At 69.4% G+C, this 12,420-nt stretch carries 13 protein-coding genes; 4 read left to right on the top strand and 9 right to left on the bottom strand.

Going from position 1 to position 12,420, the window contains the following annotated elements; translation table 11 throughout:
- Positions 1 to 284: 284 nt before the first annotated feature.
- Complete coding sequence (locus HEP85_RS05855) at positions 285 to 974, bottom strand: hypothetical protein (protein WP_168526794.1); 690 nt, start codon at positions 972 to 974, stop codon at positions 285 to 287.
- Between the two features lie 219 nt (positions 975 to 1,193).
- Between HEP85_RS05855 and HEP85_RS05850 the strand changes: the two genes are divergently transcribed.
- Positions 1,194 to 2,531, top strand: a complete 1,338-nt coding sequence (locus HEP85_RS05850) for an NAD(P)/FAD-dependent oxidoreductase (RefSeq protein ID WP_168526792.1) — start codon at positions 1,194 to 1,196, stop codon at positions 2,529 to 2,531.
- Positions 2,532 to 2,639: 108 nt separating this feature from the next.
- On the top strand, positions 2,640 to 2,984 hold the full coding sequence (locus HEP85_RS05845; protein ID WP_168526790.1) for a hypothetical protein: 345 nt from the start codon (positions 2,640 to 2,642) through the stop codon (positions 2,982 to 2,984).
- 268 nt (positions 2,985 to 3,252) lie between these two features.
- On the opposite strand, the gene HEP85_RS05840 is transcribed toward HEP85_RS05845, so the two are convergent.
- Entirely contained in the window at positions 3,253 to 3,990 is a 738-nt protein-coding gene (locus HEP85_RS05840) for an RNA polymerase subunit sigma (protein ID WP_369657618.1), read from the bottom strand.
- A 345-nt stretch (positions 3,991 to 4,335) separates the two neighbouring features.
- Between HEP85_RS05840 and HEP85_RS05835 the strand changes: the two genes are divergently transcribed.
- Complete coding sequence (locus HEP85_RS05835) at positions 4,336 to 5,961, top strand: ubiquinol-cytochrome c reductase cytochrome b subunit (RefSeq protein ID WP_168526788.1); 1,626 nt, start codon at positions 4,336 to 4,338, stop codon at positions 5,959 to 5,961.
- Here the strand turns inward: HEP85_RS05835 and HEP85_RS05830 are convergent.
- The 5 genes from HEP85_RS05830 to HEP85_RS05810 form a co-directional block, all read right to left on the bottom strand.
- Positions 5,949 to 6,545 (bottom strand): YceI family protein, encoded by a 597-nt coding sequence (locus HEP85_RS05830; RefSeq protein ID WP_168526786.1) that lies wholly within the window; start codon positions 6,543 to 6,545, stop codon positions 5,949 to 5,951. The two genes, HEP85_RS05835 and HEP85_RS05830, sit on opposite strands and share 13 nt — an antisense overlap.
- A 301-nt stretch (positions 6,546 to 6,846) precedes the next feature.
- Positions 6,847 to 8,547, bottom strand: a complete 1,701-nt coding sequence (locus tag HEP85_RS05825; RefSeq protein ID WP_168533375.1) for an L-aspartate oxidase — start codon at positions 8,545 to 8,547, stop codon at positions 6,847 to 6,849.
- A 119-nt stretch (positions 8,548 to 8,666) separates the two neighbouring features.
- Complete coding sequence (locus tag HEP85_RS05820) at positions 8,667 to 9,080, bottom strand: Ohr family peroxiredoxin (RefSeq protein ID WP_248002457.1); 414 nt, start codon at positions 9,078 to 9,080, stop codon at positions 8,667 to 8,669.
- 80 nt (positions 9,081 to 9,160) lie between these two features.
- Positions 9,161 to 9,331 (bottom strand): hypothetical protein, encoded by a 171-nt coding sequence (locus tag HEP85_RS05815; RefSeq protein ID WP_369657617.1) that lies wholly within the window; start codon positions 9,329 to 9,331, stop codon positions 9,161 to 9,163.
- A gap of 177 nt (positions 9,332 to 9,508) precedes the next feature.
- Entirely contained in the window at positions 9,509 to 10,405 is an 897-nt protein-coding gene (locus HEP85_RS05810; protein WP_168526780.1) for an RNA polymerase sigma-70 factor, read from the bottom strand.
- 239 nt (positions 10,406 to 10,644) lie between these two features.
- Here HEP85_RS05810 and HEP85_RS05805 point away from each other — a divergent pair, with 239 nt between their 5' ends.
- A complete protein-coding gene (locus tag HEP85_RS05805) occupies positions 10,645 to 11,022 on the top strand; it encodes a cupin domain-containing protein (protein WP_248002456.1) in 378 nt (125 codons plus the stop codon).
- Positions 11,023 to 11,056: 34 nt separating this feature from the next.
- Here HEP85_RS05805 and HEP85_RS05800 read toward each other — a convergent pair whose 3' ends face one another.
- Both HEP85_RS05800 and HEP85_RS05795 read right to left on the bottom strand, forming a co-directional pair.
- Positions 11,057 to 11,545, bottom strand: coding sequence for a cupin domain-containing protein (locus HEP85_RS05800; protein ID WP_168526777.1), 489 nt, complete (start codon positions 11,543 to 11,545; stop codon positions 11,057 to 11,059).
- A gap of 86 nt (positions 11,546 to 11,631) precedes the next feature.
- Entirely contained in the window at positions 11,632 to 12,255 is a 624-nt protein-coding gene (locus tag HEP85_RS05795) for a TetR/AcrR family transcriptional regulator (RefSeq protein ID WP_168526775.1), read from the bottom strand.
- Positions 12,256 to 12,420 lie beyond the last annotated feature (165 nt).

Genomic DNA, 12,420 nt, shown 5'->3' with positions numbered 1-12,420 from the left:
TTGGGAAGAGGGGGTGGGAAGAGAGCCGTGGGGACGGGCCGGGCGAACCTGTGCGTTTCCTGGGAATCGCAGAGCGGGGAAACCCTACATCCCGTAAGGAAAGGTGAGTTGTGTCCAAGGTGAGGATCGGCGTCGGAGATCCTGACGGCCGGCCGCCGACAGGGCCCGCACGGTAAGAATGCCTGGTCCGCGCGGTGTCGCGGGGTAAGGGAGCGGTAAGAATCGAAGCGTGATCGACGAGCCGCCGCTCGGCTGCTTCGACCGCCTCGACCGCGTTCGGGCGGCTACTTCTTCGCGCTGCCCGGTGTGATGGCCCGCTCGGACCGGCTCGGCCGTTCCGTCCTGGAGGACCGGACCGGCTCCGGCCCGTCCAGGCGTCCGAGCAGGAAGGGGAGCAACCCCCGCTCCAGAAGGGCCTGTTGCCAGTCCAGGTGGGCCTGTCTCGCCTCGGCGTCACCGGGTTCACGGTCTTCCGGCGCGGGACGGCGGCGGGTCGCCAGCGACCAGACCAGATCACCCAGCGCCGCCCCCGCCGTCACGGCGGCCAGGATCACCACCACCATGATCAGGCCGTCGTTGAGATGGGGGCGTACGTCCAGGGCGTGCAGGTCGAACCCGCTCAGGACGTAGACGCCGGCGGCGACGACACCGAGGCTGGGCAGGAGCAGCGCGGACACGGAGGCGGAGCTCTCCTCCGTACACACGACGGTTTCTGAGGGACCGTCAGGTCGATCCGTGAGCGGCGGGCGGCCGGTCGGGGCCCGCAGTCCGAGGTAGCGGCCGTACTCGGCGGCAGCGGTCCGCGAGAGGGTGGCGCGTGCCTTCAGTGCCTCGCCGCGCAGGCGCTCGCGCGTGTCCGCGGCGCCGGAGTGCTCCATCGCTGCCATGATCTCGGGGGAGTGCAGAGCCCGGTCCAGGACCCGCTCGAAGGAGCCGTCACCCGTCGCCGTCCGATCGGCGTCACGTTCCTTCACAGGGGTCCCCCGAGACGTAAGAGGCTCATGACGAACTCATGATGACGCAAACCCTACAGTATGTAGGGTTTGCGTTCGCCGGCGGCCCGTGGGCCCCGGACCACGATGCGTGGGCCCCGGACCACGACGCGCCCCCTGTCTCGTTACCGCTGCCGCGGGTGTCACACCACCCCGTCCCACCCGGTCTATTCCGATGTCGAACAACGGACAGAGGGAATCATGCGCGAGATTGTGATCGTCGGTGGCGGATACGCGGGCTTCTACACCGCGTGGGGCCTGGAGAAGGCCCTGCGTACGGGTGAGGCGCGGGTGACGGTCGTCGACCCGCGTCCCTATATGACGTACCAGCCGTTCCTTCCGGAGGTGACGGCCGGATCGGTCGAGGCGCGGCACGCCGCCGTGTCGTTGCGGCGGCATCTGCGCGGCACCCGGCTGATCGCGGGGAGCGTGACCGGGATCAGCAACGCGGACCGGACGGTCACCGTCCGGTCCGCCGACGGAACCGAGCACGAACTCCGGTACGACACCCTCGTGGTCACCGCCGGCGCCGTGACCCGTACCTTCCCCATACCCGGCCTGGCACAGCAGGCGATCGGCCTGAAGCACGTCGAGGAGGCCGTCGCCATTCGCGACCGGCTGATGACCGCGTTCGACCAGGCGGCGTCGACGCCGCCCGGGGCCGAGCGGCGCAAACTGCTCACTGTCACCTTCGTGGGTGGCGGGTTCTCCGGGGTCGAGGGCTTCGGCGAGCTGCTGTCGCTGGCGACCGCGATGCTCAGGTCGTATCCGGAACTGAGCTTCGAGGATCTCTCATTCCACCTGGTCGAGGCCCGGGGGCGCATCCTGCCCGAGGTGGGCGACAAGCCCGGCGCGTGGGTCGTGCGCGACCTGGAACGCCGTGGCGCGCACGTCCATCTGAACACGCAGCTCGTGTCCGCCGATGACGGGCACGTCGTGCTGTCCAGCGGCGAGGAGTTCGATTCGGCGCTGATCGTCTGGACCGCGGGCAACGCCTCGAACCCGGTCGTGCACAACCACACGGATCTGCCGGTCGACGAGCGGGGTCTGGTGGTGGTCCGCCCCGACCTTCGGGTGGGCACCGCCGACGAACCCGTGCCGGGCGTGTGGGCGGCGGGAGACGACGCGGCCGTCCCGGACCTGGCCTCGCCGGTACCGGGGGCGCACACGGTGCCGAACGCGCAGCACGCCGTGCGGCAGGGCAGGCGCCTCGCGAAGAACATCGCGGCCGACCTGCACGGAGGCAGGGTCCGGGACTACCGCCACAGCAGTCTGGGGGTGGTGGCGACACTGGGTCTGGGACGCGGAATCTTCCAGTACAAGAGCATCGTCATCAAGGGTCTTCCCGCCTGGCTGATGCACCGCGGATACCACGTCCTGGCCGTGCCCACCTGGGAGCGGAAGGTCCGCGTGCTCGCCGTCTGGCTCACCGCCGCGCTGTTCGGCCGCGATCTCGTCTCCCTCGCCTCCGTCCAGCACCCACGGGACGCGTTCCTCGCGAGTGGCGAGCCGCGACGCTCCGGCGGAGGAGCCGGGTGAGAGACCGGGCGCACGGCCAGGTGAACGGGGCACACGGTCACCTGAGCGGGCCGGATCGTGCGGCCGGTGCCCGGCGGCAGGGAAGCGTCTACTCCTCTGGAGGGCACCTTGGACGCGAGTGAGGAGGCCGCGCGCGGCCTGAACGACATCGAGAACTTCCTGTACCGGGAGTCCCATCTGCGCGCGGCCCACCAGCGCGCGGCGGATTTCACCGCACGCGTACCCGGCCTGTCCCGGCAGCAGAGGACCGACATCGAGGAGTGGTACGTCGAGGAGCAGAAGCACGTCGCCCGGATGGTGACCGAGCACATCGCCGACAGCATCAGCGCGGTGGAGAAGCAGCACCACGTCCGCTTCGGGCGGTGGCTCAGGGGAACGCTGGCCGCGATGGCTCTCATCACCGCGGTGATGGTCGTGGTCAGCGTCGCGCTGGTCGTCGGGGCGTCGGCCTGAGACCCCACGGGACGGCGGAGGGTCGGAGCCGGCCGTCGTTCCGCGTTGACCCACCCTCCTGCCACAACGCGCCCTAAGGGCTGTCCCGTAATCCCCGGTGGATCAGCGCGCGGCGTCAGATGCGGTGCATCGCAAGGCGGAGGGTCGTCCTCATGCTGGGTGTATTCGGGCGATCCGACAACGCGGCGTGGGGGTCCCCCCTGCTCGAAGAGCTCGGGGGAGTGCCGTAGCTGTCGTCGTGCGCCCGCCGGGGATTACGGGACAGCCCTTAGCCGGGGGATCCGGGCGGGCGGTTCCAGGGGCGGAGCTTGTCGGGGTTGAGGACGATCAAGACGCACGTGATCCGCCGGTCGGCGACGGTGAGGCTGATGACGGCGGCGACCTGGTGGTCGTAACGGGCCACCAGGCCCGTGCGGCCGTTGACCGAGTGGGCGGTGAGCGTGGTGCGCGGGCGCAGGGCGAGGAGGGCCAGCAGGCTCGCCGCGACCTGCCGGCTGCCGTGCACGGGCCTGGCCAGTGCACGGACCTTGCCGCCGCCGTCGAAGAGCGCCGTGGCGTCCGGGGCGAGGAGCGACACGAGCAGGCCGGCGTCCTGCGCCGCACAGGCCTCACGGACCGCTCGGGCGAGGACATCGTGCTGGTACGCCGTGACGGGCCGCGGGCGTTGGACGCGAACGCCGTGAGCCGCCCGGTCGGCGAGGAGCGTGGCCGCGGGACGTCCGGCGTTCCGAAGCCCGTCCGCCGAGCCCGCGGTGCCAGGGGTGTCCAGCCGGCCGGATCCGGTGAGCCGGCCGAGACAGATACCGCCCGCGGTCTTCGCCAGCCAGGACCGGGGCACCTCGATACGGCCCCGCGCCGCTTCCGGCAGCCCGTACCACCGGCGGTACGTCTCGTCGACCACACGCTCCGCCGCGCCGGCACTGCCCAGCATCCAGCAGGCCACGTCCAGCAGATAGCGGCGCTCGTCCAGCAACTCCGCGAGCGGCACCGCGGAAGCACGATCCATACGGCATTCTCCCTCACGGACGGCCGTTTCACACGGCCGTACAGAAATTCTCCTCGCGGTTCCGGGGGCCTTGAGCGGTATCGCCGGCCCGACGGTACGGGGCCGGTACGTACACGCCCGTGCCCGGACAGTGATTTCGGCGGCCGACGGTGAAGTCCTGGCGAATGACACGCCATTTCCCTTTTCTCGGCTCAATCATTCAGACCGGACAGGCACGGCTCTTGTGACATGCGCCTCGGGGTGTCACAGCCATGCTTCTGGGCCGGTCATAAGGGTGGGAGCAGGCCGGGTTCTTGTCGGTCGAACGCGATTTTCCTGAACGATTGGTGGACGGTGGTAGAAGGCATGAGCGGCGGGAGTCAGGAACAGCCTGTGGGGCGAGGTCCCGCGGGAGAGAGGATTGCCGACTGGGCCTCCGTACGCCTGGGTATGCGGGGGCGGGTCAGGGAGAGAACGCGAAGGGCGTTCCCGGACCACTGGTCGTTCATGCTGGGCGAGATATGTCTCTACAGCTTTCTCGTCATCGTCGTCACCGGCGTGTATCTCACGCTGTTCTTCCATCCGTCGATGAAGGAAGTGACGTATCAGGGCAGTTACGCCCCGCTGCGGGGGCAGAGGGTGTCGGAGGCCTTCGACTCGACCCTGCACATATCCTTCGATGTACGGGGTGGCCTGCTCATCCGACAGGTCCACCACTGGGCGGCGCTGGTCTTCGTCGCCGCGATGCTGGTCCACATGATGCGCGTGTTCTTCACCGGAGCGTTCCGAAAGCCTCGTGAGCTCAACTGGGTTTTCGGTTTCCTGCTGTTGGTATTGGGAATGTTCGCGGGCCTGACGGGCTACGACCTTCCGGACGACCTGCTGTCCGGGACGGGCCTCGCGGTCGTGAACGGAACCATCCTCTCCCTTCCGATCGTCGGCACGTACCTCTCGATGTTCCTTTTCGGGGGCGAGTTCCCGGGCGACGACCTGGTCGCGCGTTTCAACACCCTTCACGTGCTGATCATCCCTGCCCTCATGGCGGGGCTTGTCGTCGCGCATGTGGTGCTGGCCCTCCGCCACCGGCACGCGCAGTATCCGGGTCCGGGGCGCAACAACCGCAACGTCGTGGGCCTTCCGCGCAGAGCGCGCGCCGTGAAGTCCGCGGGATACTTCTTCCTGGTGGCCGGCGGTCTCCTCCTCATGGGGGCGTTCGCGCAGATCAATCCCGTCTGGCAGTACGGGCCTCACCGCGCCGACCAGGTCTCGGCGGGGTCCCAACCCGACTGGTACATGGGTGTGGCGGACGGACTCCTGCGCGTCATGCCCGGCTGGGAAGTCGACCTCTGGGGCCACACTCTGGCCCTCGACAACCTGATCCCGCTGCTGGCCGGAGCGGGACTCTTCCTCGCCATGGGCGCGTACCCGTTCATCGAGGCCTGGGTGACGGGCGATCGCCGTGACCAGCATGTTCTCGACAGGCCACGCAACCGGCCGGTGCGGCTGGGCCTTGGTGCGGCGTGGATCGGTTTCTATCTGGTGGCCCTCATCGGAGCCGCGAACGACATCATCGCCATTCGCCTGCACGTCGGGGTCGAATCAGTGACGTGGGCGGTGCGCGTCGCTCTGTTCGTCGTGCCTCCCGCCGCCTACGCCGTGGCGCGTCGGTGGGCGCTCGGTCTCCAGCGCGCGGACCGCGACGCGGTCCTGCACGGGCGCGAGACCGGCAGGATCAGGCGTTTGCCGCACGGTGAGTTCGTCGAGGTGCACGAGCCGCTCAGCCAGGAACGACTGCACGTTCTCACCCAGCACGAGCAGTACCGGCCGATCGGTCCGGGCGGTACGGGCGACGGGGGAGACCCGAGTGCCGGATCGCACCCCGCCCAGCGACTGCGTGCACGGCTCAGCCGGCGTTTCTACGGCGAGGGCGCGCAGATCACCAAGCCGACGGAGCAGGAGTACAAGGCGCTCACCGGTGATCACCGGGACTGACCCGGCCGCGTCCGCACGGCGCAGATGTCGAGGGTCAGCTTCACCCTGTCACCGGTCAGAAGAACACCTGCTCCCGGAGCCGGGTTCTCGCCGGGGGCAGGGGCGGACCGCCGCGCGGTGAGCGTACCTGCGAAGCCGACGCGGTCGCGTCCGTACGCGTCCCGGCTCGTCGCACGCAACTCGAGGCCGAGGTGGAAGGGAAGTTCGACGTCCTTGATCCGGAGGAACCCCGCCAGGCGAAGCCGGTCGTCACCGGCGTCGAGGACTCCGGTGGAACGGAAGCTCAGGAGAGGAAACGTCGCGGAGTCCAGCAACTCCGGGCCGGTGACGTACGCGTCGCGCTCCCGGCAACCCGTGTCCGCACTGCCCGTCTGGGCACTGAGGTAGACCTCGGACCGGGTGGGACGGGCTCCGTCGAGTTTGAGGAGCCCCTCGAAATCGGTGAAGTTCCCGCGTACGTCGGCGATCATCGCGCGTCGGGCGGAAAAGCCGATCGCGCTGCGGACCGGGTCGATGATGTAGACGCCGGTCGGCTCCTCGTGGGGAGCGGGACGGGAAACGGTGGCTTCCTCGGGGTGGAACATGTCGAGCCGATTCTTCCGCGCGGGGATCTCGTAGGGGGGCGATTCGGAAAAGGAAGTCCCCCACGGTGTCCGTACCCGTGGGGGTGGGGCTGCCGCCGCAATGGAGGGGCCCCTGTCTCGTCGACAGGGGCCCACGGGAATCACCGCTGGTGCGCGGGCCGTTCGACGGACGGGGTCCCGGCGATGTGCGGGTCGGACCCGGGCAGAAGCGTGGCCTCCTTGAACTCGGTGTCCAAGGGCGAGGCGGACACGTCGATCATCACCTCCGCGCCCTCCCGCGCCGCCGCCAGGCCGCCACCCGCTATTCGGCGAGCTTTCCCTCGGTGGAGACATCCTCCATGAGGGAGGAGATCTCCTCAGGAATGGCCGGAATGCTCTCGTGGGTGATGCCGCCCGTCGGCGACCACACGAGATTGACCTGCAGAGCGGGATCGAGGTCGGGATAGTCACTGCGGTTGTGACAACCACGGGTCTCGCGACGCTCCAGTGCCGCTTCGAGGGTGGCGCGGGCCGCCAGGGCGGCGGACAGGAGATCGAAGGCGTGCGCGAGGTCCTGATAGCCGGCGATGTCCGGGTGGACGCCCACCTTCTCCATCCTCTTCTCGATCTCGGCGAGTTCCGCCAGCCCGGCGCGCAGGCCCTCCTCGTGGCGTACGACTCCCGCGTGCTCGGTCATGGTGTTGCGGATGGCACGCTGCAGGGCGCGGACGTTCTCCGGCCCGTCGGCGGCGAGGAGGTCGTCGATCTCCGCACGGGCCTGCGCGGTGGCCGCCGCCGACCGCGTGTGCGCGGTGAGGGATCGCGAGTAGTCGGCGGCCGCCCGGCCCGTGATGCGGCCGAAGACCAGCAGCTCGATGAGACTGTTCCCGCCCAGGCGGTTGGCGCCGTGCAGCCCGCTCGACGCCTCGCCGATGGCGTACAGGCCACGGACGTCGGTGCTGTGGTCCTCGGGGCGCACCCACACCCCGCCCATCGAGTAGTGCGCCGTGGGCGCGATCTCGATGGGTTCCCGGGTGATGTCCAGCATCTGCAGATCCAGCAGGGTCTGGTAGACGCGGGGGAGCCGCGTCATGATCGTCTGCCGGGAGAGATGGGAGACGTCGAGCCACACGCCCCCGCTGGGGGTGCCTCGCCCTTCCTTGATCTCCGTGTAGGAGGCCAGGGCGACACGGTCGCGGGTGGACAGCTCCATTCGGACGGGGTCGTAGCGGGACATGAACCGCTCTCCGAGCGCGTTGCGCAGTACTCCGCCCTCGCCCCGAGCGGCCTCGCTGACCAGGGTGCCGGCCGCGTTCTCCGGCTCGATGATCCCGGACGGATGGAACTGGACCAGCTCGGGGTCGCGCAGACGGGCGCCCGCCTCCACCGCCAGACGGAAGGAGTCGCCCGTGTTCTCGTCGCGGCGTGAGGACGTGCGTCGCCAGATGCGGGTGTGACCACCCGCGGCGAGTATGACGGCGTCGGCGTGGATCAGGTAGCGCGTTCCGTCGGTGAGGTCGAATCCGTAGGCACCGAAGACGGCGCCGTCGTGGACCAGAAGCCGGGTGATGTAGACGCCGTCGAGTACGGGGATGCCGAGCTGGTCGGCGCGCCTGATGAGGGTGCGCTGAATCTCCAGACCGGTGTAGTCGCCGGCGAAGGCGGTCCGCCGGAACTTGTGGGCGCCGAAGAAGCGCTGGCTGATCCGGCCGTCCTCTTCTCTGGCGAAGGCCATGCCATAGCGTTCCAGGTCGTCGATTCCCTGGGCGGCGCCCTGGGTGACGATCCGGGTCGTCCGGGGGTCGGCGAGAAGGTAACTCTCCTTGAGGGTGTCCGCCGCGTGCTGCTGCCAGCTGTCCTCGGGATCCATCGTGGACAGCGCCGCGTTGATCCCTCCGGCGGCAAGTGCCGTGTGGGTGTCCTCCTTGGGCCGTTTGCCGACCGCGAGGACGTCGACGCCGGCCTCGGCCAGTTCGATGGCCGCTCGCAGTCCGGCTCCTCCGGTGCCGATCACCAGCACCATGGTGGAGAGACGTCGTTCGGTGATGACCACGGTTTGCTCCGATCGCCTGGGTTGTCACCACTACGACCAGGCCGTCCTGGTGTTTGTGACACCTTCTTCTCGTCCGTCCCGTGGACCGGCTACGACGACAGCGTGATGGTCGTCGGCGTCCCCCGCCGGGCCATCTTCGCGTAGGGACACAGCGAATCGGCCTCCGCCAGCAGCGGAGCGGCCGCCTCGGGGTCGACGCCGGGCCACCTCACCACGAGGTCGACGCACAGCAGATGGCCGACGTCCCCCGGGTCCCGCCCGAGCGCGACGGTCACCTCCACGGAGATCACGGCGGGGTCGAACGCAGCCTGGCGGGCCACCAGGCTGAGCGCGCCGTGGAAGCAGGCGGCGAACCCCGCGGCGAACAACTGCTCGGGATTCGTTCCCCGGCCGTCTCCTCCCAGCTCGGCGGGCATACCGAGGTCGAGGTCCAGGACCCCGTCGGCCGAGCGAGCCCTTCCCGAGGCCCGCCCGTGACGTGCTGTCCCCCCGCTCACGGTCACCGTCGTGCGGTAGAGGGGAACGAAGGACTCCGCGTCGAAGTCCTTGGCGGTGGACGGCGGGGGCGACCGGACGCCGTCGGTCACCGCACGGCTCCGTTGCCGTCGCCGTCGCCGTCGACGGCCACCGTCGGCCGCGGAGCCGGCACCGTCGTGGAAGGGCGGGGGCAGGCCGGGTTCCCCTCGTGCCGGCAGCCCATGCGAGAGGGCCGGCCCTGGGTGGAGCCCAGCGAGCCGGATGCGCCAAGTGCCATGTGTCCCGCGCCTTTGTGTCATGGGCAAGCCCCGGGTCTCGGACAGCTGGTTGACCGACCGGCCACCCCGCTTGTGACAGCCGGGGCCGGGCTCGTGACAGCCGCGGGCACGTGCGCCGGTGTCCTGTGTCCCGACGACTGTCGGGCGACGCGGCACGGTCCGGACCGAAGAGACCTTCAGGCGCTCAATGAAGCCACGTAGGGGCCGAGTTTGTCGGGGTTCATGACCCACATGATGCGTTCGATGCCGCGTTCCGAGGTGTCCACGGAGAGCAGGACCATCGGGTTTCCGTGGGACGAGACGAGGACGGCCGGGCTGCCGTTGCTCTCGACCCAGCGGATGTCCGTCTCCGGCCAGAAGCGGGGGGCGAAGGCGACGAGGTACTTGGAGACGTGGGGACGGCCGACGACCGGGATCTTCGATGCCCCGCGGATGCCTCCGCCGTCGGCGTAGCTGACCACATCGGCACTGAGTACTTCCTCGAGGGCCGACAGGCTGCCTGTCTGGGCGGCGACGAGGAAGACTTCCAGCAGCCTGCGGTGAGCGTCGGGGCTGACCGGTTCCCTGCGCTCCGCCGACAGGTGTTTGCGGGCGCGGCTCACCAGCTGACGCGTGTTGGCTTCGCTGGTCTCGAGGATGTCCGCGATCTGTCCGTAGGGGTAGTCGAAGGCTTCCCGCAGGACGTAGGCGGCCCGTTCGACGGGGTTCAGCTTCTCCAGGATGAAGAGAACGGCCAGGTCGAGTGCCTCGGCCCGTTCCGCGCCCAACTGCGGGTCCACGCTGGTGTCGACCGGTTCCGGGAGCCAGGGTCCGATGTATGTCTCACGCCGCACTCTGGCGGACTGCGCGAGGTTGATGGCCAGGCGGGCGGTGACCGTGGCGAGGAACGCCGCGGGCTCGCGGATGTCGGTGCGGTCGGTGCTCTGCCACCGCAGCCAGGCCTCCTGGACGATGTCCTCGGCTTCCACGGCGCTGCCGAGCACGCGGTACGCGATACCGAAGAGCTGGGGACGGGCCGCGACGAAATCCCTCGTTGCCTGGTCGAGGGCGTCTGCGTCATCCCCGGCGGACATGGATCTCCTTCAGGTCTGGGTCCCCCATTTTACCGGCCGGCACCGCGGGACGCGTGGTGAGGGCACGCGTCCCGCCCCGCCGCGCACGCCTCGTGTTGTGCTCCCCATCGGACCCGTGCACGCTTGATCAGCGACGGACACCGTCGCCGCGGACCAGCACGGAGGGAGTCGCAGTGTCGAACAACGACTCGTCGGGCGGGACGTCGGACAGGCCCCGTTCCGAGGCGTGGAAGACGGCGGTGACGGTCCTGCAGGACGCCGAACCGCCCCACATCCCCGAGGGCGCCTCGGGGATGACGATCCTCGTCCAGTGGCCGCCCGGTGACCCCGGTACCCCTCCGCACCGCCACTCGGGACCGGCCTTCGGCTACGTGCTCGAGGGCGAGGTGCGCTTCGAGCTCGAAGGCGAACCGGAACGCGTCGTCAAGGCCGGCGAGACGTTCTGGGAGCCGGGCGGTGACGTCATCCACTATCAGGACGGAAACGCCCGCGCGGACGCGCCGTGCCGGTTCGTCGTGACCATGCTCTGCGCACCCGGCACGCCGATGCTCACACTGGTCGACGAGGAGGAACTGGCGCGCCGGGCTCATCTGCGTGCTCCGCGCCCAGGGGGCTGATCCGGGCGGAGCGGAGACGGCCGGGGGAGTGCTCCTACGACTGCTCCACGAAGTACGAGTCGTGCTTGAGGAGGAACTCGGCGCGCTCCTCGTCCGTCGCGTCCGCCAGCTGCGAGAGCTTCTCGAAGTACTCCTCACGCGGTGCTCCGGGAGTGAAGAGCAGAAGCATGTCGGCCGGTGAGTCGGAGTCGTTGCGGAACGCGTGCAGTCCGCCCTGCGGCACATGGAGGAAGTCACCCTGCCGGGCGTCGATCCACTGCCCGCCGTCGAACAGACGGACCGTGCCGTTGAGGATGAAGAAGGACTCCGAGATGGTCTTGTGGAAGTGGGTCCTGGGTCCACCCGCGTGCGGGCGCATCTCGACTCGGTAGAGCCCGAATTCGCCGTGCGTGGTGGTCGTGGTCGCCAGGTAGTGGATGGCGTCAGCGCCGGCCGTGCCGACGTCCGGTGGAGTCTTCGCCGGCCGGAAGTCCGCGTTGATCTCGCCGTCATCGCCCAGGTACACCTGCTTCGGGTACGACATGCCGACCATCCCTTTCCCACGTTGGTTGCGCTCCGTCCACAGAAGAGACCGGACACCACCGGAGTGTGTGACAAGTGCGGTGGGGGTCAGGTGAGGTGCGGGCGGCCGGGCGGCGGGTGTGGCAGCGTGCCGGCGTCGGCGGCGCGCAGGCCGTCGAGAGCCAGCGCGAGGTAGCGGCGCCACACCTGCGGCTGCGTGGCCAGCAGCGGCGCCGCGGTCTGGTGGATGCCACCGAGGAGCAGCACGATGTCCGTTCCCGTGACATCGCCGCGGATGGTGCCCTGTTCGCGCGCCCTGGCGGTGAGTGCCTCGGCCGCCTCACAGAGAACGCCGATCGTGTCCCGCACCCCGGAATGCTGGAGCGAGGGGCGTCCGATCACTTCGCAGAACGCACGGTCGGCGGCGAGCAGTTCGACCCCGTCGGTCATGAACTCCCGTAGCGCCGCTTCCGCGTCGTCGGCCGCCAGCAGCCGTTTTGCCGCGCGGACGAGCTGGTCGAGCAACTGGAGCGTGATCGCCGCGAGCAGTTCCTCCTTGGACGCGAAGTGCCGGAACACCGTGCCCTTGGCGAGGCCGGCGCGTTGGGCGATCTCGCCGATCGACACCTCGACCCCGCGCTCCGCGAACGCCGCCGTCGCGGCCTCCAGCAGCAGGCGTCGATTGCGCACCATGTCCGCCCGCTGGCCGGTGACGGCCGTCGTCTCGGTCATGTGTGCCTCCTCACGAGGAGAAGCCTACCATCAACATGACCGCAGGGTCATATTAGCTGCTACGGTCAACATGACCCAGCGGTCACCTTCTGGTACCGCCTGTTTCCGGCTGCCCTGAGGGCCCCCGCCGGGTCCGGTACTTCGAACCACGAACTTCTTGGAGAT

The organism is Streptomyces sp. RPA4-2 (genome assembly GCF_012273515.2).
GTDB classification, from domain to species: domain Bacteria; phylum Actinomycetota; class Actinomycetes; order Streptomycetales; family Streptomycetaceae; genus Streptomyces; species Streptomyces kaempferi.
The sequence above is the reverse complement of the archived record's forward strand: the minus strand, read 5'-3'. Positions and strand labels throughout refer to the sequence as shown.

What these genes read in the sequence shown, in the direction of transcription:
- HEP85_RS05810 (WP_168526780.1), bottom strand. Translation starts at nt 10,405, where the DNA reads ATGTCCGCCGGGGATGACGCAGACGCCCTCGACCAGGCAACGAGGGAT.
- HEP85_RS05840 (WP_369657618.1), bottom strand. Translation starts at nt 3,990, where the DNA reads ATGGATCGTGCTTCCGCGGTGCCGCTCGCGGAGTTGCTGGACGAGCGC.
- HEP85_RS05815 (WP_369657617.1), bottom strand. Translation starts at nt 9,331, where the DNA reads ATGGCACTTGGCGCATCCGGCTCGCTGGGCTCCACCCAGGGCCGGCCC.
- HEP85_RS05795 (WP_168526775.1), bottom strand. Translation starts at nt 12,255, where the DNA reads ATGACCGAGACGACGGCCGTCACCGGCCAGCGGGCGGACATGGTGCGC.
- HEP85_RS05835 (WP_168526788.1), top strand. Translation starts at nt 4,336, where the DNA reads ATGAGCGGCGGGAGTCAGGAACAGCCTGTGGGGCGAGGTCCCGCGGGA.
- HEP85_RS05830 (WP_168526786.1), bottom strand. Translation starts at nt 6,545, where the DNA reads ATGTTCCACCCCGAGGAAGCCACCGTTTCCCGTCCCGCTCCCCACGAG.
- HEP85_RS05825 (WP_168533375.1), bottom strand. Translation starts at nt 8,547, where the DNA reads ATGGTGCTGGTGATCGGCACCGGAGGAGCCGGACTGCGAGCGGCCATC.
- HEP85_RS05800 (WP_168526777.1), bottom strand. Translation starts at nt 11,545, where the DNA reads ATGTCGTACCCGAAGCAGGTGTACCTGGGCGATGACGGCGAGATCAAC.
- HEP85_RS05850 (WP_168526792.1), top strand. Translation starts at nt 1,194, where the DNA reads ATGCGCGAGATTGTGATCGTCGGTGGCGGATACGCGGGCTTCTACACC.